This window comes from Prevotella sp. HMSC073D09, assembly GCF_001814145.1.
Lineage (GTDB): Bacteria > Bacteroidota > Bacteroidia > Bacteroidales > Bacteroidaceae > Prevotella > Prevotella conceptionensis.
Genome location: NZ_KV815088.1, coordinates 9,973 through 34,895, shown reverse-complemented (window position 1 = coordinate 34,895; position 24,923 = coordinate 9,973). Strand labels below are relative to the sequence as shown.

Sequence of the window (24,923 nt, the reverse complement as noted above, 5' to 3'; positions counted from 1 at the left end):
TAGCACCAAAACGCACTGCGTTTAGCGGCATATTACACTGCGTTTAGCACCAAAACGCGCTTCGTTTTGCTGCAAATGGCCCCAAAGTGGGTGTTAGTGGCGGTCAGTTTAAATAAAAATTCATTTTGCCTGCATGTACAACTAACCCCTTTTTGCAATCAAAACAAACCTTCGCGAGAATCGATTTTTTGTGGCAAGGTTGGCGGTTGGTGAATGGAAAGGGTACTCATAATGTTAAAATTTGTACTGAAAAATTGACAAGAGGGGTGGGTTGGCGAGTTGATAAGTGGGTTTTTAAGGTTATATGTTTGTGAGTTGTCAAGTTTATGAGTTGATGAGTTTTTGTGTTTGTGAGTTTCTGAGTTGATGATTTTTTGAGTTTTCCTCTTTTTGGGTTTTCCTCTTTGTAAGTTTGTGAGTTTTTCTGTTTGTAAGTTGGTGTATTAGGGAATTGTTGGGCTTTCGTACGTTTAAAAGCCCGTTAGTTGATTTTTTCTGCACTTCGTATATGTGCGGAATGTTTATCTTGTGTTGGTATCACACAGATAACAAGATGGTTGCGTGTGATAGTTGAGGCTAGGACAACAGGAAGGCTAGGATGGGTAGAAAGGTTAGAGTGGCTAGCTCCCCTCGAAGGGTTAGAATAATTAGGAGAACTAGGATAAATTCCACAATTTGTTAAAGCCTAAATGTTAGATACGCTTACTCCCATTTCTCCACAAGATAACATTGAAAACAAACAAGCGGAGATTTCTGAAAAGCCCTATATGCTAAAAAAAAAACTGGCATGAGTTATCAATAAGTTCTTGTTCTAAAAAATCCTTGCCGAGGGGGTGCAGCGGTTTCAAGCAATTAACCTTTTGCTTTTGTTTAGGTGTATGCGGGGGAGAATGTTCCGCCCTGATGCGAAAAACGGTTGGCGGTGCATTCGGAACAAATTCGGATGCACCGCCAACGGATAAAGTTATTTGATGGGATTTCCCTTGTCGTCTTTTCTAGAGAGCGATGCCACTTGCACCTTAAAGTCGGATTTGGTGTTGTCGTCGTCAACGAATTTCCTTCCGTCCCATCGCCGGGTTAGGGCCAATCCCGAGTAAGTGGGGTAGTCGCTGTTCTTAATGCTGACGAAAGGTACGTCGGTTACGGCGTTGTACCCCTTGTCCAGTTTGCTGGGGCGCATCTGGAATTGGCTTCTAGGGCAAATCGTGATGCAATCTACAACGTATTCGAAAGGAATTTCTATTACCTCGAAGTCGGCAAAGGCACTACTGGTGACGGTGATGTAGTGCAGGTATCCACGCTTGTCTTTGGTGTCTTTGTAGTTTTTCGCAAAGTCTTCGGGCGTCCACGGCAGCCTCACCAATGCCAATCCTCCGTGTTCGGATATTTCTTGCATCTCGTACGAAGGTATAATGTTGCCGCTTTTGTCTTTACGGGTCATGATGGCTTGCAGGTCGGGTACGTCGGGGTTGTTCTTTCCCGAGTGGTCGTAATTGGCGTTTGTCCATTCGAAGTTGGCTTTGCGTAGGTCTAAGAAAGCGTCTAGCCCCTTGTACAGAGAGAGGTCTTCGCCTTCGAGTTCTTTCTCAAACATCGCCTTATGGTCTGTGGCGTATTTCGCCACGATTATCGACTGTTTGGGCTGTACGGGCAGGTCGTGTCCGCTGCCGGGGAAGTACGAGATGGCATTCACGCCGTAGTATCGGTTCACGAAATCGTCTTTCGGGGCGAAGGTGATAACCTTCGTGGGGTCGATGGCATGGGCGCAAAGGGCCATGTTGTCGAGGTATTGCACCTGGTCTGTGGGGTTATATATCTCGATGTATTGGTCGTCGTTGTAGTTGTTGTTGGTGTTTTTGAATCCCCATTTGCTCACGTCGCGCACCCAATAGTGCCCAATGTAGAATACCTCCTTGATGATAAGGTGGTCTACCTTGCTTTTGGCGTTGGATTGCTTGGTGGGCAATTCGTTTCGTACGCAGCCCGCGAGTAGGGCCAGCAAAACGAGTGTTGCAAGTTGTTTCATTTTGTGTTGTCTTTTAAAGTTGTGTTGATGTTCGGCGTTGGCTGCTTGCATGCTTGGTTTAGAGGAACCAGTTGCCAAATCCCGAGCCGCCTCCCACGCCGTGGGTTTGCAGGTTTTGCGATGCTTCCAGCGCATCGGCGGGCGACAGGCCTATTTCCAATCCCAGGTAATAATAAAAGGGGTCGTTGGGGTCGATGGCCGTTGGGTCGGTGTCGAAACTACTGCAATAAACCTTGATGGGGATGTTGAAACGTATCACCTCTTGCCATTGCGAGTCGGCACCGTATTCCTTAGGCTCGTCGGGATTGAACCAGTCGGCGCAGATAAGCTTGCTGATGAACTCGTAAGTGGAATGGCGTTTGAGGTATTCGTCGCGTGGTATGAGTGCTTTCTTCCCCTTTGGGCATTTCATAACCCTTACCGAGAGGTAGAACTTGGGCAGCAAGTAGGATGGGCGAGTGTATTTGCCGGCCTCTCCTGTGGCGGGGTCGGTACGTTTGGTTATCTCGAACGGCCATTCGCTGTGCAGCTTGTCGTTTTCGTCGGCGTCGAGGTCGAAGTTGAAATGGCCTTTAAGTCCCACGCGGTCTTGGTCGTATGGGGCCACGGCCCAGTCGGCATCTTTGCGCGTAAGTGGTGGTAGCAGCCTTTGGTTGAACAGCTCTCGCGCGCCGTCGCCCATTGCATCGTGTATCCACGTGTCGCGATAGGTGTATTCGAATATTTTGGGTGTTGCGTCGGCACGTTGTTTCCACGTGGTTTTGTCGGCGAAGAAAGGCGACGGAACGGGCGTGTTGTCTACCGTTCCACCTTTTTTCCATTCGCCGAACTTGTTTTTGTTGGGATGCCACGTGCCTCGGCAGTCGGTCACTTCGTAGGGGTTTCCTTTGTCGTCTACATCGCTTACGGTGAAGAAAATCTGGTATTCGTCCGAGTGGTTCAGTATGTCGTCGTTCATGAGTTTGCCCTCCTTGTCGAAGAAATAGAGGCACAACCCCCAACGTTTTAGCTTTCCGCCGATGATGCGGATATAGTCGGGACCTTGTTTTCCCGCATATTGTTCGAGGTAGGTAACGGTGCTTTGGCGTTGCACTTGCACGCTAGGCCATTTGTCGGTGCCGTTGTGTATGATGGCAAACTGCTCTTGTCGCCACGGTGCGTTGTGGTAAACAAAGTTGCCGTGCATCATACCGTCGCCGTGCGAGTGCCCTTCTTTAAACATGGCCAGGCACGTAGCCCAGTTGGCGAATGCCCCATTGGGGTCGGGGTTGGCCAAGGGTTGGGTGGTGCGTATCTTCTTCAGGCTGTCTACATACTTGTCGGCTCCGCTGTGCGGTATGGGTTTTGCCTCCAACGGATTGTCGTTGTAGTTGATGTTTACGTTGCCGAAGATGAAATCGTCGCAGGAGGTGAAGACGAGCGTTGTGGCAACTGCAAGCATTGTGACGATGGTTCGCGCGCGCCATGCGGCACCGTTTCTTTGCGAATTTGCCTTATTGGCGTTGCTTGGTTGGTTTGTTTTATCCATGTCTTTGTTTCTTTTCTGAATTGCTGGGTGTGCCCCATTGGATAGGTTTGTGCGGTGTGTGTGCACCCGTTACATCGCCACCACGCTTTTGCGGTGTTTGTAGAAGAAGGTGGCGGGTTGTGTGAAGAGAAGCCATAGTTGCGCCGCATCTGCCGAGGGATAGAAACGTTTGGCATCTTGAACGCATTTGGCTTGACCGTCTTTCACGTCGGCGATGACGCGCACGGGTAGGGGATAGTCGATGTCGAAACTGTCCCAGCCCGATTGTATTTGGTTGAAGTCCCACAGGTAACCATTTTCGCTGTTGGCCGTATTCACGTATTTGGCCGGTTTTTCGGGCTCGCCCACATGCTGCTGACCTTTGTTGAGGATGTTGCAGATTTTCACTTGGAGCGAGAAACAGATGTGGGCTTGCTTAAATTGCAGCACGCCCTTGAAGCCCAGCCTATCGAGTGGCGCGCCTGCATCTAGGCTCCGTGCCTGCCTGAGCAACCCCACGGTTTCGCCATAGCGTTGTCTTGGGGCATCGGTGTCGGGGTCGATGAAGTCGTCGTTGTACGAGTCTACGAAGAGTTTTCCCAGTTCTTCCTCCACGGGGTCGGTGTCCCGATATTCGTAGGTGAACACTTCGGGCGTTATTTTGTTGAGTTCCATCATGTCCATCACCCGAAATAGGTTATAGGATTTACCGTCGGATGCCGTGTAGGGCTGTGTGGCTTCGGGCTTTCCAGAGCGTTCTATGGCTTTCCAAGCCAACTCGGGGCTGTACGGCACGTTGTTCTTTCCGTATTCGAAACCGCTGGGTGCAAAGACATTTGTGGCCGAGAACTTGGTGGCCGGCACAGGTTGGCCGCCGTTTTGCCTGAAAGTGTAGCGGTCTATGTAGGTGGCGGGTTCGTCCAGCGAGCGCGGATAGGCCAGCTGCAGCCCCTGTTGGTCGGGCGTTTCGGCCTTGTCGGTCTCTTTTGTTTCACCTCCTAGCGTGGTGTTGCCTATGCCGAAGAAGTGTTGGTGCATCATGAGGGTGGAGCTGTTCTCGTCGGGAACGCTTACGCCCTCCTTGTCTTTGGTGAAGGGATAGGTGGAAAACTGGTGGTTGATGAGCATTCCGTTTTGGTCGTAGTATTTCAGTTCCAGCCCATAATAGATGTCTGGCGATGCCACCACGTCGAACTGGCGGCGTTGCGTGGTGACGGTCATTTCGCCATTGTCGTCTTTGGCGATGTCTATTTCTTGCGTTATGGGTATCACGGTGGTGTCGGCGGCCACGTGATAGGTGTTGTAAACCCTAACGGAATCGTCGCCATTGGGACCCACGCCGATAAGTCCGCCCTTGTATCCCATTCGCAGGATGGCGTGTACGCTGTATATTTGGTCGTGCCCCTTTACGTCGCGTTCGATGGACGAAGGGGGTGCTTGCACGATTTTCTTGAAGAAATCGTCCACTTGTTCGTTGGTGCAGCTTGCCGAAAGGGCCGAGAGGGCGATGGCCATTGCCGCTGTTTTAAGGTGTATGCGTTGCATGATGTTGTCGCTTTTGTTGCGTTATATGGAGAACGTTAGGAATTAAAATTTAAAGAGTGTCCTGATGGAGAAGTTGGCTCCACGTTCGTGCGCGTAATACCTAAATCGGTCGGTGTACTCCTTATAAAGGTTGTTCAGGATGTTGTCGCCCACGAGCATGAGTTTCAGCTCGCGGTGTTGGGGCATGCGCAAGGCCACTTCGGCCGTGCCGTTGAGCAGGAAGTAGGGGTCGGGCGAGTCGCTTACAAGGTCTTTGTCGGGGTCGAACCGTGTTTGTTTGGTTACGTATATGCCCGAGAGCGACACCGTTCCGCGCCATTTCCCGCTTTTGTCTATGGCGTGCGTGTAGGTGGCCGATAGCCCATAGCGGTCTGAGGGCATGAAGGGCAGCCAGTCGTCGCGGGTGATGTTTCGCGCAAACATCCACTCGCCCTTTGCCACGAGCGATAGGCCTTCGATGGGTTTGGCCGTGGCTTCTATGTCGCCGCCCATGAGCCGCACGTCGTCTTGGTCGTAAATAAACTTGGGATACTTGCCGCTGGGATGGTTGTGAAAGCGGTTTTTGCCCGTTCCGATGTGGTCGTATATGTAGCTGTTGATGCGTTGATAGAAGAAACTGGGCTCTACGTTGAGCCATGTGTTGCGGTATCGTGCACCCACAACCGACTTGTAGCCGCGCTCGCTGGCCAAGTGCCTGTTGCCCACCACCCAGTACGAGCCTTCTTGCAGGCCGATGGCATAAAGCTCATTGATGTCTGGCGGACGCCACGACCATCCGATGTTTGCCCTTACGTCCCAGTTGTCGTCTATCTGGTAATGGCCTGCAAGGCTGGCCGTGAAGTTGCTGTAAAGCTTAAAGTCGTCGTAGTAGGTGTAGTTGCTCAGGCTGGTGTAGCCGTTAACCGACATCACGCGGAAGTCGTAACGCATGCCCAACGCCATTTGCAACCGTCCCCATTCGGTCTTGTGCAGGAAGTAGCCTCCCATCGAAAGGGCGGCGAAGTTGGGCACGAAGGCCGGCTGTTTTGTCCCTGGGTAGTTGTAGTTGGTTTGGTAAGTGTTGGAAAGGCCTGCGTCGGTGGTCATCTTCCACAGCTTCCACTTGGCATGCCAGAGCACGTCTGCCTTGTAGGTTTTAAGGATGAGGTCTTGCACGGGTATCCAGCTCCACTGCGCTTTCTTGCGGTTTTCAAACTCCTGGCGGAGGTTCTCTTGGAACGAGAGGGTGAAATCAATCTGATGGCTTGGGTTAAGCCGCCATTTAACTTCGCCTTTCAGGGTGACATGCTGCGACTGTTGGAAGGGCGGTTTTATCTCGTACGAGAAGGGTTGGATGGTCTGTGGGTCGGGCCGGCCATACTCAAATCGTTTCACCAACTGGTCCAGGTCGCTCACCTTACTGGCATAGTAGATGCCGCTACGCTGATAATAAATGCTGGAGAAGAGTGTGGCCGTTATGTGTTTTCCCTCAAACCCCACCATGCCCGACAGGCTGATGGTGTTGTATCCCGTGTTGTTCAGGCGGTAGTCGGCCGTGCGGTAGTCGCCGCCTTTGGTGTACATGCCGTGCACACGCGCTCCCCACGGGCCGTAACCCGCCTCAACGGTTGCACTTCCGCTTGCCCCTCGGGCATTGGTGTCGTACCCCATGTTTACGTTTCCCTTGGTTGTCACCCGCTTGTTGCCCCAAGGCAGCGGTGCATCGTTGAGCAATACCACGCCGCCCATGGCACCGAAACCATAGCGTATGCATTCTGCTCCCTTCACAACTTCAACCATGCTCGACCCCGTGTAGTCTAATTCGGGTGCGTGGTCGGCACCCCAACTCTGGCTTTCCAGCCTCACGCCGTTGTTCATCAGCAATATCCTACTGCTGTGCATGCCCTGAATTACGGGCTTGGCGATGGTGTTTCCGGTGCTGATCGAGCTTACGCCAGGCACCGTTTCCAGCAGTTTGGCCAGCGATGTGGCTCCACCTTTCTCCAAAGCATCGCTGCCGATGGTGGCCGTTTGTTGCAATTGTGTGGTATGCCGTTTCTGTGCCGTCACCTCCACATTGCCAATCATCTTGGCATCGTCGACCATTTTCAGCGTCAGCGTTTGCTTAGGGGTGGGCGTAATGGTTTGCGTAAGGCGTTTGTAACCCACCGACGATACCTCTATCTTGACCTTTTCGGTCTTGCCTTTCAGTTGCAGCCGGCATAGTCCGTTAATGTCTGTTACGGCAGGTGCAGCGGCGGCGTCGCATCTCACCACGGCTCCCGCAATGGGTTCGCCTGTACTTTCGCTCTTCACCACCACGGTTTGTGTGGTTTCTTCTGCGTTGACGTGCACCTCTGCACCAGCCTTTGGACTTCCAAACGCCCCTTGTGGCCTTCCTCCTAAGCACAACAGCAGTACCAGGCATAGCGTGGCATGCCCGGCTATGCTTGCGGAAGTGTCTGTGCACCTTTCGTTTTTCTCGTTTTTCTTCATTTTAGTTCCTGATATAGGGAATGTTACATTTTCCCTGTTAATGTGGTATAACCTCGTTAGAGGGGTTTCTAAGGTCTACCCCCGTTTCTTTGAGTAGATGTGTTTTGGCTTGTAAACGGCAACCCTTGAACGTGGCGGTGCTATCCTGCAAAAGCGATGACAAGGTGGCGCCTGCGTGCCTTTGCCCGCTTATCTGGCTGATGATGTTCGTCGTTCGGTTGCCAAGGTGGCTTTGACATGTCGCTCCAAAACCTTGTGTGGGTTTGTACTAGACGTTGCCTTTTTCTGAAAACCACCTTATTGATATTAAGGAGTGTGCACCATGTGCTGTTCGTAACGGCCCTCACTGCCTTCACTGAATTTGCAGTGTAACGAAGGTGACCGTTGTTTTCTTTCGAACGGCGATAGGTGCTTGTGCTGATATTCCTTTTGCGTTAACAGCAGTTGAATTGCACTGTATTGAAAAATCTTTGCAAAGGTCTTAATAAATTACAACTTTCGCAATACCGAATGGTAGGTAAATATTTTTGGCTTTTAGTTGCGGGGTACTAAGTAAGGGGGAGTGTGGGAGGGTTGTCGACATTCAAGTCCAAATCGAAAGACAAACAGGAGGCGATAGAAACAGACAAGAATAATTGACAAGCGGTTTAATGAACCGATAGGGGGTGTATAATATGTAGTGCTCATTATGCTTGTTTTCTGTGCGATATTTAATGTCACTCGCACTTATTCAGATGAAAGGATGAAAGGCAAGGTCAAGACAACTCCATAATTATTGCTTTTGACTTTCATTCTTAACAATTTCAATCATTATCGACTTATGCACCTTGCAATCGCTACAGCCCAAGTATACATAACCAGTTCTAAAGCCATCGGTAATAGCATCGTTAACAAACTCTTGCCCATAGTGCTTACAAATAAATTCGCTACCTGGCACGCCTTTGATTTTGCCTCCTCTCAAAACCAACTTTACGAACTCTCCCTTAATAACGGCATAATAGCCATCCAACCCCCTGAGCATAAAAACAAATACATTGGGATTCTCTAAACAGTATTTATGTATTCGCTTTTCTACCCCATCCCTATCAGGCATTATAGGTCTTCCTACCAAAGAAAATTGAACATTGTTTATGCTGTCTTTCTTTCGGTTTTCTTCATTGAAAGAATCGAAAATCTCAAAGGTTTTAACTCTTAAACCTTTTTCTCTCCTTACAACAATCACCTCTTGAAATAAGAAATCCTGCTTAAATGCTATTAAAGGCTCAATATTATCCCCACATCTGTATGTTAGGTTTTTCCACCCCAAGATGGGTATAGAAATGAAAACTAAATCCTCTGTCTTGAATTTGTTTGGCAGCCGACTTATTGACTGGTAGGAGGGGAGGCTGTCTGCGTCTTGTGAGTATAGCTCCACAAACCGCCTTTGAGCAGCCATTTTATATCCGAAACTGTCGTAGGCAAAGCTGATCTTTTCTTGCTGTGCCATTAAAGAAATACTACAAAACAATAGAATGACACTTGAAATTGTTACTTTCATACTAATACACTCCGAAGATTAAGTAAAAACGTTTATAGTTACAACGAAATGGTTTTGGAATTAACCAATCGGAAATTGAGAGTTAGAAACGCCCCCAACTCTTCTTTGTCATCGGTGATGCGTTCGAAGAAATCCCTCACTGCTCGCCAAAACTCTTCCTCCGTTCTGTATATACCGTTTTGCATCTGAACCAGGTAAGCAATGGCTTGCCATCCTTTCCGTTAACTGCTGGAGCATCCATCGATACGCTAGAACCCTTCTTCCTTGCTTGTTTCCCCTTAAAATGCCAACGCGACCTCATCGCTCCGCTCGTCTTTATGCCTTGCACAATAGCTGTAGAAACTGGCTACATCATAATACTACACCCCTCATTGGTCTTTAAAGAACTTAAAGGTTTCGCCTTCTATCTCATTCACGTATTCGTCACTCTTATAGTAGTCGTATAAATTCGCACCACAAAATGGGCAGAACGAGATGAACACCGTTGGTGCATCAAATGTAAATGTATCATAGCCCATCGTCATAACGAAACAAATGTCCGCTCGCTTATGTCTGGTTCCACGCAAGGAAGGTATGTTATAATACTTCATCATGCCGTGTTCTGTCAGGCGGGGAGACGTTAGCTTTACCTTTCTGATATTGTAGCAATATCGGTTCTCTAACGTATAATACATTTCAAAAGCGAAACAACAAAATTTCATATCTATATTTGTTTATGTCAATACTTATTTCTTATAGGGTGGCCACATGTTAATGTCTTCCATGTCCTCTGTTGGCGGATAGGAAACAATCCAGTGCAATCGTTCCAAATCTTTTATTGTCAAATGATAGCGTTGCACCACCGGCACATACCTTCGTAACGTATCTTCATGACTTGGCCAGTATTTTAGGAGTTGGTCGCCATCTTCAATCACAAGGATTTGTAAAATCCTCCCTCCATACAGCTCCCTCCTCCAATCCGAATTTGTTGTTGCAGAATACAGACAATACCCCTTGGCCTTTATCCCGCAGACGGGTATGTGATTTTGCAGCAGCGTATCTTTCTTCGAAAAGGGGTACGCAAACTCATTGGGTTGAAATGATATTTCCTTATCACTCCGATTAATGATTTTTATATTTACACTCTCGCTATCTATCATCGGGCAGCCCGTAAGCATTAGCGTTTGGGTTGATAACAAAATCATTTTTAATTTATTGTTCATAGCGCACCTCTCATCCTTCTGTTGTTAAAATTCATCTTCACTTCCCCTATATGCGTACCCTATTTGCGCAAGCTGGCTAACATCTTTCAGGTTGTGCGGCAGCCCATAGGTGTAAAGTCCCTCAATGCCCACCTTGTTGTGCGACACGGCACTTCTGTATAAGTTTCGTCATACAAAAGAACATTTGGTGTTGATAAATTGTTTGAGTAAGTCGGTTAATGTTACAGATGCAAATATAGCGATTATTCTTGTTTTGTTCAAACATTTTAAGCAAAAAATATAGGGATTGATGCAGAACAATGAAGTGGTCTTGAACTTTAATGTATGCCCAGCAACAGCTCGCGCTGGCGGCAGTGGGTGTGCGTGTTTTCCGTGTCGTTGCAGATGTGCGTGTGTGCGCCACATTTGTTTTTGTCTTGATTTCGGTAGGGATTTTAACATTATGAATGCCCTTTCTGACAATCAATCGCCCACCTTGCCGCAAAAAATCGATTCTTGCGGAGGTTTGTTTTGGTGTAAAAAGGGGTTAGTTGTACATGCAGGCAAAATGAATTTTTATTTAAACTAACCGCCACTAACACCCATTTGGGGGCGATTTGCAGCTAAATGGGGTGCGTTTTGGTGCTAAATGCAGTGTGTTTTGGTGCTAAATGCAGTGCGTTTTGGTGCAAAATGGAGTGCGTTTTGGTGCAAAATGCAAGGTGAAATGGTGCTAAATGCAGTGTAAAAGGGTGCTAAATGCGAGGCGAAAAGCATAAATATCCGCAGGAATGGTATAAATACAACCTTTTTGAACCATGAAATATGTGGCTTATAGGGGCAAAATGTCTATCGAAAAGTGGGTTTTTAGGGGTAAAATGGGTGTAATTGGGCTTGAAAAATTTCGGTCTTCCAACCAAATTAGAAAGGCAAAATGGTGCAAAATGCGGGTCTTGTTCTTAAAAATGGACAAAGTGAGGGGCGTGAGAGGGTGAAAATGGTAGGAATTTTCCTACCTTTTAGCCAATATTTTCGCTAGAATGGCGAGAGAATTTGAGGGGCTTTGTAAAATAAAGAATAATGATTTAAGTTTTGAGTTGGTGGGTTTGTTGGTTCACGAGTTGACCGGTTGACGGGTAGACAAGAGTGGTGGGGTGGTGGGTTTGTAGGTTGTCGAGTTGACAAGTTGCCGAGTTGACAAGTTGGCGAGTTGACAAGAATGGTGGTTTGGTGGGCTCGTTGGTTGTCGAGTTGGCAAGTTGACGGGTCAGCAAGAGTGGTGGGGTGGTGGGTTTGATGAGGTCGGGGGTTGTTCGGTTTATGAGTTCTTGTGCTTGCTGGTTGATGAGTTGATGTGTTCGGGAGTTGTTGAGCCTTTTGAGTGGATAGGCCTGTGAGTGGATTTATGGTCAAACAGGGTTGTACTTGGAAAACCATAAATATGCCGTAAGCAAACCAAAGTGTTCATTTTCGTCTGGGTAGGGGTTTGTTTATGCCATGCTACGTACATCTTGCAACCTTCTAATAACAAATTTCCAAAAGCAATTCTGTTTGGCTATGCCTTGCACGTGGGGGCGTGTTGTATTGTGTTTGTGGCATAAAGAAACAAGCTCCATTCAATTTATGGACGTGTTTAGCGTTAAACAAAATTGGATTTGGAAAACCGGTTGTGCATCATGAGTAAATAAAATGGCTCCCTTTTCCTTTGCGTAAGGGTTTCTTGATGCCATGCTACGCACATCTCACATTCTTCTAACAACAATTTTCCAATAGCAGTTCTGTTTGACGATAACCCCAATCGGCCGTCAGGTCACTTATCAATCGTTTAGGTTTCTCCCGTCGTTTCGTGTTCTTCTTTCGTCTGCTTGTCGGCATCTTGCCGGGCTTGTCTTCTCAACGTAGCGCGCCATGCCTTTAAAAATGAGGCAGGCAATATGCTCAACAAATGAAAAAAATCTGCACAGACTCTAACGGCAGATTTGGGTTTAAATTCAACACGGCTCCATCCCTCGAAAAGCAATGCTGTGTGTTTTGGTATGCATTTTTCCCCGTTCAAAGCCCTTGCATCTTGTCCTACATGGCTGAAAGGTTGTATCACATTAGGAAAAACTGCATTTTGGGCCAATGTTTTAAGCTAAAAAATTTTGCACTTTCGTGCTTTCGCACTATATTTGCACTTGTATGGCAAAGCAACAAGAGGCAATTAGAGAGCGCATACGCACCAATCTGCGCGAACCGCGCAAATATAAGGTGCTTATTCATAACGACGACTTCACCACAATGGACTTCGTTGTGATGATACTGAAAGTCGTGTTCTTTAAGTCGGAGACCGAAGCCGAGGCCCTGATGCTTGCCGTGCATAGAAGCGACAAGGCCGTTGTGGGCGTTTATAGCTACGATGTGGCCATGTCGAAAGTGAGTAAGGCCACGGACATGGCACGCCATGCCGGCTACCCGCTACGTTTAACCTGTCAACCTGGATAACCGCCATGCCAATATATATCAATTCTCATGAAACCGACCAAGTACTCAATAGTGCGTTGAACTATTGCATGTTGTACAGAAACGAGTTTGTCACACCCGAGCATCTGCTCATGGCCATGACAAACTTAGACAACTTTTCTATTGCATTACAAGCATCGGGGGGCAACACCACTAGGCTGATGGCACAGCTAGACAACGTGGTGGGGAAGATGGAAAAGGTGCCCACGGAGTGGTTTCATGTGCCGGAAAATTCGGTGCAGACGGCCGAAGTGCTTACCAATGCCCGCAAGCTGGCCATGATGGCCGATGTGGACATGCTGCAAGTGCCGCATTTGGTAACGGCACTTCTAGGCTTGCAAAACTCTGATGCGGCTTATCTGCTGAGCAGACAGCTGGGCGAGAACGCCTCTAACTTCGTGGCCGAACTGGTGGAACTGTATGATGAAGACGACGACATGCCCGTCTTCGGCAACGACGACGAGGAAGATGAGGAAGAGGCACCGTGGCGTTCGCTCGTTACATGCGTGAACGACACGTACAAAAAACATAATCCGCTTATTGGCAGGGAAGAAGAACTGCAACGCACCATACAGGTGTTGTGCCGCAAGGAAAAGAACAACCCGCTGCATGTGGGCGAACCTGGTGTGGGCAAAACATCCTTGGTGTATGGGCTGGCGGCCATGATAGAGCGGGGCGACGTGCCGCAAAGGCTGAGGGGATGCCGAATTTACCAAATGGACATGGGCACCATCTTGGCCGGAACGCAATTCCGGGGCGATTTGGAAAAGCGCATTAAGCAGGTGATGAACGGACTGCTGACGGAGGGAAACACCATCCTTTACATCGACGAAATACACAACTTGGTGGGCGCAGGCCGTTCGAGCGAAGGCTCAATGGACGCATCGAACATGCTCAAACCCTATCTGGAAGGGGGAGACGTGCGCTTTATCGGCAGCACAACCTATGCCGAATACAACCGATATTTTGCCAAGAGTGCCGGTATTGTGCGCCGTTTCCAACAGATAGACGTACCCGAACCGTCGCCCGAAGAGGCAATCAAGATACTTAACGGACTGAAAAGGCAGTACGAGAAGTTCCATAACGTGCATTATTCGCCCGAAGTTATCGAGTTTGCCGTGCATGCCAGTGCCAAGTATGTTAACGATAGGTTCCTGCCCGACAAGGCTATCGACTTGATTGACGAGGCCGGAGCCTACCGCCAAATGCACCCTTTGCCCACAAAACGGCAGAAAGTGGATAAGGCTTTGGTGGCCGATGTGCTTACGAAGGTGTGCAAGGTGCAGGCCGTTGCCTTGAAAGACGAGGGCAACGAGGCGCTGTTTACGCTGGAAAAGCGCATGAAAGGACTGATTTACGGTCAGGACCAAGCCGTGGAATTGGTTACGCAAGCCATACAGACGGCTAAGGCCGGACTTACCGAAGAGGGGAAACCGCTGGCTGCCATGCTGTTTGTTGGACCTACGGGCGTGGGAAAAACAGAGGTGGCACGCGTGTTGGCCACTGAGCTGGGTATTGAATTGGTGCGGTTCGACATGAGCGAATACACCGAGAAACATGCTGTGGCAAAGCTCATTGGTTCGCCTGCGGGATACGTGGGATACGAAGATGGGGGTCTGCTTACCGATGCGATACGCAAGACACCCAACTGCGTGTTGCTGCTCGACGAGATAGAAAAGGCACACGCCGACATCTACAACATCCTGCTGCAAGTGATGGATTATGCGCGATTGACGGATAATAAAGGTCAGAAAGCCGACTTCCGCAACGTAGTTCTCATCATGACGAGCAACGCCGGTGCGCAGTTTGCCTCGCAAGCCAGTGTGGGATTTGCCGGCAATGTGTCGCGGGGCGAGGCTATGATGGCGCAGGTTAAGAAGACGTTTAAACCCGAATTCATCAACCGCCTCTCGGCCACCGTGGTGTTCCGCGATATGGACGAGCCTATGGCGCAACTGATTTTGGGGAAGAAAATAAAGGCCCTGCAACAGCAGTTGGCTGCGCGCAACGTGGAGCTTACGCTCGATGGTGCGGCCGAAAGCTACCTGTTGCGAAAGGGTTTCACACCGCAGTATGGCGCACGCGAAATGGATCGTGTTATCGCCGCATTGCTAAAACCACTGCTTACCCGAGAAATGCTTTTCGGAAAGCTGAAAAAAGGCGGCAAGGCCATCGTGAAAACGAAGGGCCACGAACCGCCAACACCCGACGACACCAATGTGCAGCTGGTGCTCGAAGTGCCTAAATGAGCTGCTACAACCGCTAACATCGTTTTAAAAATCTCTCTCGCAATGCCCAAGTTTGTTTCTACATATAGCAATCTTTACGCATACAATGGGCTGAAAAGGTCGTTGAGGGGGGAATTCTGCGTTTCAAAAACAATCTTTTCCTTTGCCGTATCCGTATATGCGGCGAAGACGTTTTGGAGCGTTGATGGTGTTAACCAAATTCCTAATTAACTATGGTGTTCGCGTTAGATAAAACACTCTCGTTCCCCGACCCGCATCTGGGTGAACCCGACGGCTTGCTGGCTGTTGGCGGAGACTTGTCGGTAGACCGCATGTTGCTGGCTTACAGCTACGGCATTTTCCCGTGGTACTCGTTCCGCTACAACCGCGAGATATTGTGGTATTGCCCCATGCAGCGGTTTGTTATCTTTCCTGCCGAGGTTCATGTGTCGCATTCCATGCGCTCGTTGATAAACAGGGGGACCTATCATGTTACCTTTAACCAAGAGTTCGACGAGGTGATAAGGCATTGCAGCCGACTGCGCATTAAGGAAGATGGGGCTTGGCTGGGGGTTGATATGGTGAAAGCCTACCGCAAGATGCACGAACAAGGGTTCGCCGCCAGCATTGAAGTGTGGCAAAGCGACCGCCTTGTGGGTGGTCTTTACGGCGTAACCATCGGCCGTTGTTTCTTTGGCGAGAGTATGTTTTCGTTGGCACCCAGTGCTAGCAAGCTTGCCCTTATCCACTTGGCGCATTATATGAGCGAACATGGTGGCCTAATAATCGACTGCCAATTTGAAACGCCGCACTTGCGCTCGATGGGTGGGCGGTTTATCGCGTACGACGATTACCTTAAGATTATACAGAAAGAATAAAAATGAACAAAGAAGAACTGATGCGCAGGGCAATAGCTCTGAGTGAGGATAGTGTGAAAAACGGAGGAGGCCCTTTTGGGGCGGTGATTGCACGCAAAGGCGAGATTATTGCCGAGGCAGCCAATCGTGTTACCTTAGATCACGACCCTACGGCGCATGCAGAGGTAAGCGCCATTAGGTTGGCAAGTAGTAAGTTGGGCACGTTTAATCTTTCGGGGTGCGACATTTACACCTCGTGCGAGCCTTGTCCTATGTGTCTGGGTGCCATTTATTGGGCGCGTCTCGACAACGTTTACTACGCCAACAACCGCGAAGATGCCGCCAACATCGGTTTCGACGACGACTTTATCTACCACGAAATGGCGCTGAAACCCAGCGAACGCAGCAAGAATATGGAACTGTTGCTGCCCAACGAGGCCATCAATGCCTTTAAAATGTGGGAGGAGAAGGTGGAGAAGACGGAGTATTGAGGCCCACATTTTCTCTCATATTAAACGTTTTGAGTGGCGTTGCACTACCTACCGCATAGCGATAGTTGGTGCAACGCCACTAACACGTACATGGGTTGTTATGAGTTATTTGTTGTCTTGAACAGGTGGCTTTCACCTGGAGAAAGGCCAAGAAACAAACGCATTGGACGTTGTTTGTTATCTTAAACTGGCGCCTTTCACGTGCGTGTAGGTACGTATATATAGGATGAGTAGGATGAAATTCTCATCCCCACAAATTCATAAGCTTGTTGTCTTACCCTTCTTCTTCCACCACCAATCCATTTTCCCTTACGTGTTGGATAAGTGCTTTGAATGTTCGGTTATGGTTTAGGGTTGGTATGTGTCCCGTTATAATCATCTGTTTACGTGCTCGTGTAAGTGCCACGTTCAGTTTGCGGTCGATAATTCGGCCGTCTTCCTCAAAGCAATTGGCAGTGAGGAAGTCCAGTTGGTAGCGGTGAGTGATGGTGAACGAGTAGACAATGACGTCTCTTTGCGACCCTTGATAGCGTTCAACGGTGTCGATGGTGATGTTGTTTAGTTCGGCGACACCCTGCTTTTGCAACTCGCGACGTATCATCGCAATTTGGTTTCGGTAAGGAACGATGACCCCAACAGTGCGGTTGGCATCGAAGTGCTTGCCGTAAAAGCGGTGGATGCGCCCCAATATGCGAGCCACGATGCGCGCCTCGGCAGGGTTAGCCTTGTCTGATGGACTTTCGTTTTCGTTGTTTTCTGCCGCGAAGAACAGCAGGCGATGGGCTTTCAGCTGGTCGTCAAGCACGTCTTGCGATGGCAGGTTGTAGTCAAGTTGTTGCTCTTCCTGATGCGGACACGGCACCACATCGAGCCGTTCGTGGGCATAAAACATCTCGTTGGGGAAACGTGCGATGTGCGGGTGCATGCGTCCTTGGCGGTTAAGTGTGCCGATGAAACGCGTGCGACCTTGACTTCGTTCCCAATGTATCAACCGTTCGAAGAGCGATTGGCGACAATCGGTTATGCCGATGGCATTTAGTTGCGGGTCGTTCACTGTGGCTTGGGCGGCGTTTTGTTGAACCACGGCGGGCAATTGCTTATGGTCGCCGATAAGCACAAACTTGTCAATGGCAGGCAAACTGTCGCTTTGGGGGCGCAATCCGTGGGAAATGGCCGTGTCGTGAGGCAGATTGGCAGAGAGCAAACCCACGATATTGGGTTCTAATATCTGCGATGCCTCATCGATAACGGCCAGGTCGAAGTGTTTCAACGCAAAGATGTTGGAGCGCGATTGCATGGTGGATGTTGTGCCAACAAATACGCGACAGGCCGCGATACGCTGCTTGATAAGGCTCAATTTGGGGTCGCTGTCCACCAAACGGTCTAGCAAAAAGGGACGAAAACGTTCGTCGCAGCTGTATTCGTTGCCGATGCGAAGGAAAGGAATTTCAGCAGATAGCAGCATGTCGCATATCTCGTCTACCGCCCTGTTGGTGTACGACATCAGCAGAATGTTACCCGCTTGCTCTTCAACGATAAAGCGCAGGGCCATCGAAGTCTTGCCCGTTCCAGGCGGACCAACAAGCAAAAAGTAGTCGCGCGCTTGTTTTATGCGCAACAGCACCTCGTCGTAACTGGGATGATAACTTAGCGACAGCTCCGTTTGGGCATCGTATTTCGGTGCCCTTTGCCCCAGAAGCAAGGCTTTGCGCTGGGCGTTAGCCGTGGCAAAGCTATGTAAAGCCTTCACGGCCGATGTGCTACCCACGTCGCTTGTGGCATGTTCTATGGCAAAATGCTTATCGCCTTGCAAGTAATTTTCGTTTTGCAGACCATCGTTCAGGTGCACAACAATCTGCCCAACGGCGATGTCTACCAGCACGCCTTTAAACAAAATGCTTTGCCGTACGTCGGGTTCGGCATCGGGTTCGTAGGCATAGAGGTACACCATGTCGCCGCGACGAAAGTTCGGAAGGAAGTCGTCGGCCTGTTCAGGAACGTCGAATGTCAGCGTGTCCACCCCATTATAGCTGTTGCTCTTCTCTGCCTTTTGCAGTTCAAGGGCAGTAAAAATGTTCCCCGTTTCTCGTTTCTCGGTCAAGGGCATGTTCCAGAGGTCGGCTCCGCTGTGACCTTGCGTCTGCTGTGCGCCAACCTTTGCCAGCAACTGTTCGTTGTAAACGAAGGTAAGCATGCGGCAGACGTAGGCGCGTTCCAGTGTTTCTAGCTTATGCAGCGGTGTGGTTACGGCTGCAATTTGGGGTTCGAGATAACGATGATAGAAGGTAGAACAGAGTTGGTTTTGGTTCAGCGTGTCGGGCGAAAGCTTGTCGATAATGCTGTCAAAGCCTTGTTGGGCAATGCCAAATTCTTGTGCAACAATTTCGTTGCGCAGGCGTATGGCCTCGTGAAAAAGGCGTTGCAGATAGGCCACCACCACCAATCCGCCAGGCAAAGGGTATTTGGAATAAAGCAGACGGATGTCTACTTGATGGTTAGACAGGCGGAAGTTGTGGCGCAAAACGCCGTAATATAGCAGCAATTGCACATAATGGTCTTCTTTTTGAAAGCTGCCATACTCGTTGGGTTGGTTGCGTTGAATGTTGTAATTAGCACCCGATTTCTGTTCCACCAGCAGTCGAAAGTCGCTCGTCATGAGGTCAACGCGACCTTGCAAGCCCAGTTCTTCGCACACGAACGAGGGTTCGAGCAAGGCTTTCGAGCGGTCGAACCCCTCTTGTTCGTTATCGAAAAGGCGGTCTACAATCTCCTCAATGTTGTTGGCTTGGTTAACTGCCACCTCGCGAAAAGGCTCTCGCACGTTGAGGTCGGGGCAGGTGCAAAAGTCCATTGTGCGCTCTTTAAAGGTGTTGGTAAAGGTTTGTCGCCAGTCGTAATCGGTGTTGTTGTTAATGATGTCGTCTAGTGCTGCGCCCGCAAAGCTACCCACCAGTATGGCTTGCGAATTGGCATTGGCCCCCATTCTGTTGACGGTGTAGGCCAAGGGGTGGTGTCCGTAATCGGTAAAGCAGCGTGCAATGGCACTGATGTCGAGCAGAAAGTCGGGTTCTATCACCACCAATCGCGGCAAAAGCGCATGGCCTTGCTTGGTGCAATCTAGCAAGTTGAGTTGCATTCCCATGCGGAGCAGGGGTTTAAGGTAGGCTTGTTCTTCTGTCTCTAAGTTCAGAACCATAGGCTCTTCATAGCTTTCATGGTCTATTTTCACCATTATGCAGCTGTCGTTGCATTGGTCTACAATGCAGCGCAGGTAGCGAAAGTCCACGTGTCGCAACTCTTTTGGCGGCTTGTTTGTGGGTGCGATGCGCCCAACAAGCATGCTGGGAATGTGCTTGTTGTACACAGCCGACACGAAGATAGCTAGTGCCCTACAATGATATGGCACGTCTGCCGCGGGTATGGGCAGTGCCTTATTGCTCTCCCTACGCATCTGTTGTATGGCCACCACATCGCGCAGGGCGATGCGATGCCGTTTGCAAAGAAAGTCTACCTTGGAAAATAGGTTGCCGAAGGCCTGTAAACTGTCTTGCAATGCACCATCGCAGGCCAGCGAAAGGGTGTCGTGCAGCTGCTTGTTGATGCTTTCGGGATTTGTGGTTGCCGTGGATAAAGTGTGGTCGATGCGGCGAAACAACTCGTCGGCGGTGATGTATGTGCGTGGGTTGGGCATGTTGCGGTGTGGTATTTAGCCAATGGTTAAGGGATGAGACATAAATTGGAAGACGAGCCGTGCGTTGTAAACGTAGAGATAGAGGGCCAATGCCACAATTGCCCAGCGCAGCACAAGGGCGGGCTTGGCCGACAGACGCTTGAACATAAAGGCAATGGCGATGGGGATGATGAACAGCCAATGGGTGCCCATGATGTAGGCCTCGTTCAGCCCGAACCCCAGAATAATGTGCAAAAAGATGTCTACCCCCAGCCACGACAGGCAGAGCCAAAGCAGCTTTTGGCGCATGCCGCAAAGCAGTCCTACCACGAAAAGCACCACCACGAAAGCCTCCACGGCGTAGAAAAACCAATGCTCGTAGTGCACAACAACAGGGCGCGAGATAAACAGATCTTCCAATAAATGGTCGCGATGCAGCTGTATGCTCTCGCCAAACACGTTTTCCACCACGCTCGTTAGTCGTGGTGTGTCCTTGTCGGTCCATTTCAGTACGGGGTCGTTGCCCATTGGTTTGCCGATAATTCGTTCCTTTCGGGCCTCGTGCGCCACACTGCGTTTAATGGCATTGGGGTTCTTTTTCCGCACTTGCGCCTCAATCCTTGCCGACTCCTGCTCGCGTGGTAGCAGTTGTAGCGTGTATTGGGCATAGAAGGCTGCACCCAAAATAACTAGCGGCAACACAGCGGCCAACAGCAGGCGGCGTGGCTTAAAGAAGTTCTTCCCCGTACTGAAAAGGTCGGCCAAGAGTGTTTTTGCGCCGTTGCTAAGCGTTATGCCAGCCGTTAACAGCAACAGTAGTGCCGTTTGCCACCATTCCATAGCTTTGCCTTTGTTGGCTATATATAAGGTGAGTATGAGCAATAGCAGCGAAAAGCAAAAGTGGTCGGGTAGCATGACGGCCAACATAATCGATGCAAACGAAAACAACAGCGTGGTAAGCGCAAGGGCATCTACCAGCTTTAAGCCTATTTGCGAACGCAAAATGCGAAACAGCAGCACCGCGCTGAGGGTGGCGCAGAGTGTAAGCAACACGGCCATGATGTAGATGGCGGCGTTGAAGTCGAATTGCTTGATGATGGCATCGTTAAGCCAATAGAAGGGTGCGAGTAAGGGACCGAACAGTGGATGGCGCGAGAGCTCGTAGTATATTTTGCCGTTTGAGAGGTAGATACACGAGTAGGCATCGTAGCCCGAAACGTGGAACATTTCATGAAACAGCACCCAATAGCCCCTAAATCCCACGCGTGTAAAAAGGTCGTGGTACTTATATAGGGTGAGTGCATTTTGCAATGCAAACACCAAGAAGGCTACTAGGGCCAGCGGTTTCTCTTCTTTTCTTAGTTTAAACATGTGTTCTAAGTATATGTTATGCGTGCCTTGCGGCTTTGGTTATGTGCTAAACGGGCCGTATTTACGGCAAATATAAGGTCTAAAAATGCTGTGAGGGTAATTTTTAGAGCCAGCCTTAAATGGTTTATATGTGCAAATGTAGCATTTTTTATATAGAGAGAGCCACATCATATCACAAAAAGTTCGGGCGGTATGTAATTTACTTGCCGACTCGTTAACTTGTTAACTTGTTAACTCGTCAACTCAAAAAACCGTTAACTCGTCAACCCGTTAACTTGTAAACTTGTCAATTCATCAACTCAAAAATTCGTTAACTTGTAAACTCATCAACTCGTCAGCTTGTCAACTCGTTAACTCGCCAACCCAAATTTTGTCCACTTTTTGGTAGAAATTTTAACATTATGAGTGCCCTTTTTATTCACCAACTGCCCACCCAGCCGCAAATAATCGATTCTCGCGAAGGTTTGTTTGGCTGCAAAATGGGGTTAGCCTGCGAATGCGGTAAAATGAATTTTTATTTAAAAGAACCGCCATTTGCACCCGTTTTGGGGCTATTTGCTGCTAAATGCACTGCAATATGCCGCTAAATGCAGTGCGTTTTGGTGCTAAACGCATTGCAATATGGTGCTAAACGCAGTGCGTTTTGGTGCTAAATGCAGGCCAAAATGGTGCTAAATGCAGTGCAAAATGCTGCAAAATGCAAGACGATAAGCATAAACATCCACTGCAAATGGTATAAACAAACCCTTTCGAACCATGAAAAACATGGCTCAAAAGGGCAAAATAGTCATTAAAAAGCGGCATTTTAGGGGCTAAATGCAGGTTTTTGGGGGTAAAAAACAACGAGCTTGGCACCAAATAGAAAGGCAAAATGGTGCTAAATGCAGCAAGCACTCTTAAAATTGGACAGAAAAAGAAATGCCTATGACTGCAAATAGCGGCTAATTGCTTGCTTTTAGCCCTTAATTTTCGCTAGAAGTGGGTGGTAAATAGGATGCTGTTTGTAAAATATAATTACTAATTTGTGGGTGTGGCGTCTAGCTGTTGAGCAGATAATCTACCAAAGCATACAGGTTCCACGCGTACAGCCAAAGGGTGAGCGAGCCAATGGCAATGCGCAAAAAGGTGCGCTTTCGGCCTGTGGCGGTTAAGAGGAGGGCGGCCAAACCCAAAGGCAGCACGTAGGCCCAATGGGCTGTCATGATGTACACCTCGTTAAGACCGAACCCCAGGCCTACGTGTAAAACCCAGTCCATAGCGGCAAAGGCCAGGGCCATGAGCAACAGCTTGTTGCGCCGTCCCACCCAAAGACCAGCCACAAAGAGCACCACCAGCAACCCTTCGACCACGTAATTGACGGCCCAACGATAGTGAACAATGACGGGCCTACGCCCATTCATGTCTTCCAACAGATGGTCGCGATGCAGCTGAATGCTCTCGCCAAAGAGGTTTTCTGTAACCGATTGCAGTCGCGAAGTGCTGATGTCGGTCCACCGCATAAATTCTCCTTGCATCATGGGCTTGCCCATTTTGGCGGCTGCGCCATTGTTTTGGCCCTTCTTTGGGGCTGTGTTGGTGGGGCGTGGCGGTAGTTCGGGGTTATGTGGATTTTTCTTTTTCGCCTCTCGCACGGCCTCTTCCCATGCCAATTGGCGTTTGCGGGCATCCTCTTCGGCTTTCTTCTTAGCTGCCGCCTTACGCTTGTCGCGTGCCTGATGGCGCTTAACTTCGCCTGGCCAAACAAAGCGTTTGTACTCGAAACGGGCGAAAGCCCATATCAAGGCCGAAGGCAATAGCACGGCAAAGAGTAGGAAACGGGGACGGAAAAAGCGGCGGCCGTTGGCGAAAAATGCGGCAATGAATACTTTTAAGCCATTGTTAAGCGATATGCCAGCCGTGAGAACGAATAGGCAAAGGGCCTTCCACGTGGGCATGGTTGTGGCTTGTTGTTGGTGGTTGGCGGCTACTAAGAGGGTGAGTAGCAGGGCAAAGAGCGAAAGGATGAAGTGGTCGGGCGCAATGGCCGATACAATGATGTAGGCCAATGAGAAGAAAAACAGGCTTAGCAGGCGGGTATCGAACAAGGTTAGCCCCATAACGCGGCGCAACAACCTGTGAAGAAACACCAATGAATAGAAAGCGGCGAAGGTTTGCAGCGCAGCCACAACGAAGATGGCGCAGTTGATGCCCGTGAGCCACATCAGGCCTTGGTTAATCATGTATGGCACATACATGAAGAAGGCTAGTAGGGGATGGCGATACACGTTGTAGCCGGCTTGCCAATCGCTAACCACGACGTAGGTGATGGGGTCGAACCCCGAAAGGTGGAAGTTGCGAATGAAAAGGTCCCAGTAATGGGCTTGCATAGGCGTGAAAAGCGCGTAATAACGCGCGATGAGCAGGGCGTGCAGCCCCATGAGGAGGATAAGCAAGGGCGCACCAACGCCCCATTCCTCGCGCCGAACCTTGAAGACGGCAAACATACGTATGCCATTGTGTTTGAGAAAGAAGCGCACCAGCAGGAAGTTGATGGGCACACAGACGGCAAACATGGGTAAGGGCGCGAGTGTTTTGCTAACGCCAAGGTCAACAAAAAGGTTGAGTGTGGCCATTTGCAACAGATAGTTCACCACATGAGCCACGGCAAAACCAGCCCAACGGCCAGGTGTTGCGCCCACACGGAAGGTGTAACGCAGGCTGGCCCAAAGGTTAAAGGCAAAGCTGAGAAGATAAGCCACGGTCATGGCTAGGTTGTGGTTGGTAAACTGCAACCCCACCCAATAAGTGGCGTATTGTATGGCGGTGGCCGTCAAGCCAACGATGCCGAAGCGCAACATTTCGCCTAAGCTTTGTCGTTTATTTTGTTCTGAAGGGTTTGTAATGTGGTTCATCTGCATAAGCTAGCATTTCTTTGTCGCCTTGGCTGTCGCCGTAGGCCGTGATATAGTATTGTTGTCGGGGGGTGAAAAGGCTTTCCACGCGCCGCACTTTTTCTGCTCCATGACAGTTGGGCGAGGCTAATCGCCCCGTCAGCCTCCCATTTTCTACGGCTATTTGTGTGCCGATAACCTGCACTTGTGGCAGTTGACGAAAGAAGGGTAGCACCCAATTGGTGATGCTGGCACTAACAATCAGCACGCTTTCGCCTCGTTGGCAGGCCGTTTCAATGGCCTTTATGCCTTGCGGCCGCAGTATGTGTGCGTTGTTTTTAGCGAACGATTGGCAGTGTGCATCGAACGTTTCGAGCGTCATCCCTTTGAAGAAGTGGGCGAATAGCCGTTCTTTTACTCGTCCGTTTGCATATAGGTGCAACTTCATCAGCACGATCAGGGGCAGGTAAAGCCCAAATCCCACAAGCATCCGCCACCTTCCCACAGCGTGGGCGATAAAGGCGGGCAGGGTATCGAGCGTGGTTAGCGTGCCGTCGAAGTCGAAAAGTGAAACGCGTATGGACGTTGTAGAATTTGTAGTCATCATATAATCGGACTCATCTTTAAAAGTGAAAGGGTGAAAGGGTGAAAGGGTGAAAGGGT

17 protein-coding genes are annotated in these 24,923 nt (G+C 49.5%); 5 read left to right on the top strand and 12 right to left on the bottom strand.

The features are described 5' to 3' along the window. Positions 1-964: 964 nt before the first annotated feature. From HMPREF2955_RS07525 to HMPREF2955_RS16840, 8 genes are all read right to left on the bottom strand, one after another. A complete protein-coding gene (locus HMPREF2955_RS07525) occupies positions 965-2,026 on the bottom strand; it encodes a DUF4876 domain-containing protein (RefSeq protein WP_070722340.1) in 1,062 nt (353 codons plus the stop codon). A gap of 58 nt (positions 2,027-2,084) precedes the next feature. Next, complete coding sequence (locus tag HMPREF2955_RS07520) at positions 2,085-3,467, bottom strand: hypothetical protein (RefSeq protein WP_070722335.1); 1,383 nt, start codon at positions 3,465-3,467, stop codon at positions 2,085-2,087. A gap of 156 nt (positions 3,468-3,623) precedes the next feature. Next, positions 3,624-5,078 carry a hypothetical protein gene (locus HMPREF2955_RS07515; RefSeq protein ID WP_139145509.1) on the bottom strand — a complete coding sequence of 485 codons (1,455 nt, stop codon included), beginning with the start codon at positions 5,076-5,078 and terminating at the stop codon, positions 3,624-3,626. Positions 5,079-5,120: 42 nt separating this feature from the next. Beyond that, positions 5,121-7,553, bottom strand: coding sequence for a TonB-dependent receptor (locus HMPREF2955_RS07510; protein ID WP_246830095.1), 2,433 nt, complete (start codon positions 7,551-7,553; stop codon positions 5,121-5,123). Positions 7,554-8,325: 772 nt separating this feature from the next. Further along, positions 8,326-9,090, bottom strand: coding sequence for a hypothetical protein (locus HMPREF2955_RS07505; RefSeq protein ID WP_139145508.1), 765 nt, complete (start codon positions 9,088-9,090; stop codon positions 8,326-8,328). 38 nt (positions 9,091-9,128) lie between these two features. Beyond that, positions 9,129-9,275, bottom strand: coding sequence for a hypothetical protein (locus HMPREF2955_RS15785; protein WP_210401289.1), 147 nt, complete (start codon positions 9,273-9,275; stop codon positions 9,129-9,131). A 183-nt stretch (positions 9,276-9,458) separates the two neighbouring features. Then, positions 9,459-9,791: a hypothetical protein gene (locus tag HMPREF2955_RS07500; protein WP_139145507.1), complete on the bottom strand. Its 333-nt coding sequence runs from the start codon at positions 9,789-9,791 to the stop codon at positions 9,459-9,461. Between the two features lie 24 nt (positions 9,792-9,815). Next, positions 9,816-10,292 carry a hypothetical protein gene (locus HMPREF2955_RS16840; RefSeq protein ID WP_246830094.1) on the bottom strand — a complete coding sequence of 159 codons (477 nt, stop codon included), beginning with the start codon at positions 10,290-10,292 and terminating at the stop codon, positions 9,816-9,818. Between the two features lie 2,160 nt (positions 10,293-12,452). Here HMPREF2955_RS16840 and HMPREF2955_RS07485 point away from each other — a divergent pair. From HMPREF2955_RS07485 to HMPREF2955_RS07470, 4 genes are all read left to right on the top strand, one after another. Beyond that, positions 12,453-12,755 carry an ATP-dependent Clp protease adaptor ClpS gene (locus HMPREF2955_RS07485; RefSeq protein ID WP_044078192.1) on the top strand — a complete coding sequence of 101 codons (303 nt, stop codon included), beginning with the start codon at positions 12,453-12,455 and terminating at the stop codon, positions 12,753-12,755. 5 nt (positions 12,756-12,760) lie between these two features. Continuing rightward, positions 12,761-15,022, top strand: coding sequence for an AAA family ATPase (locus HMPREF2955_RS07480; protein ID WP_070722316.1), 2,262 nt, complete (start codon positions 12,761-12,763; stop codon positions 15,020-15,022). 212 nt (positions 15,023-15,234) lie between these two features. Further along, positions 15,235-15,879: a leucyl/phenylalanyl-tRNA--protein transferase gene (gene aat / locus HMPREF2955_RS07475; RefSeq protein WP_070722314.1), complete on the top strand. Its 645-nt coding sequence runs from the start codon at positions 15,235-15,237 to the stop codon at positions 15,877-15,879. Between the two features lie 2 nt (positions 15,880-15,881). Further along, on the top strand, positions 15,882-16,349 hold the full coding sequence (locus HMPREF2955_RS07470) for a nucleoside deaminase (RefSeq protein WP_070722312.1): 468 nt from the start codon (positions 15,882-15,884) through the stop codon (positions 16,347-16,349). 274 nt (positions 16,350-16,623) lie between these two features. Here the strand turns inward: HMPREF2955_RS07470 and HMPREF2955_RS07465 are convergent, their stop codons facing one another. Further along, entirely contained in the window at positions 16,624-20,040 is a 3,417-nt protein-coding gene (locus HMPREF2955_RS07465) for an AAA domain-containing protein (RefSeq protein ID WP_070722310.1), read from the bottom strand. Positions 20,041-20,055: 15 nt separating this feature from the next. Continuing rightward, positions 20,056-21,390 carry a DUF6080 domain-containing protein gene (locus tag HMPREF2955_RS07460; protein ID WP_070722309.1) on the bottom strand — a complete coding sequence of 445 codons (1,335 nt, stop codon included), beginning with the start codon at positions 21,388-21,390 and terminating at the stop codon, positions 20,056-20,058. A gap of 401 nt (positions 21,391-21,791) precedes the next feature. Here HMPREF2955_RS07460 and HMPREF2955_RS15780 point away from each other — a divergent pair, with 401 nt between their 5' ends. After that, positions 21,792-21,977, top strand: a complete 186-nt coding sequence (locus HMPREF2955_RS15780) for a hypothetical protein (protein WP_139145506.1) — start codon at positions 21,792-21,794, stop codon at positions 21,975-21,977. A 450-nt stretch (positions 21,978-22,427) separates the two neighbouring features. On the opposite strand, the gene HMPREF2955_RS07455 is transcribed toward HMPREF2955_RS15780, so the two are convergent. Both HMPREF2955_RS07455 and HMPREF2955_RS07450 read right to left on the bottom strand, forming a co-directional pair. After that, entirely contained in the window at positions 22,428-24,281 is a 1,854-nt protein-coding gene (locus HMPREF2955_RS07455) for a DUF6080 domain-containing protein (protein WP_083317657.1), read from the bottom strand. Then, positions 24,247-24,864 carry an HAD-IB family hydrolase gene (locus HMPREF2955_RS07450; protein WP_070722308.1) on the bottom strand — a complete coding sequence of 206 codons (618 nt, stop codon included), beginning with the start codon at positions 24,862-24,864 and terminating at the stop codon, positions 24,247-24,249. The genes HMPREF2955_RS07455 and HMPREF2955_RS07450 overlap by 35 nt, the downstream gene beginning before the upstream one ends. Between the last annotated feature and the right edge of the window lie 59 nt (positions 24,865-24,923).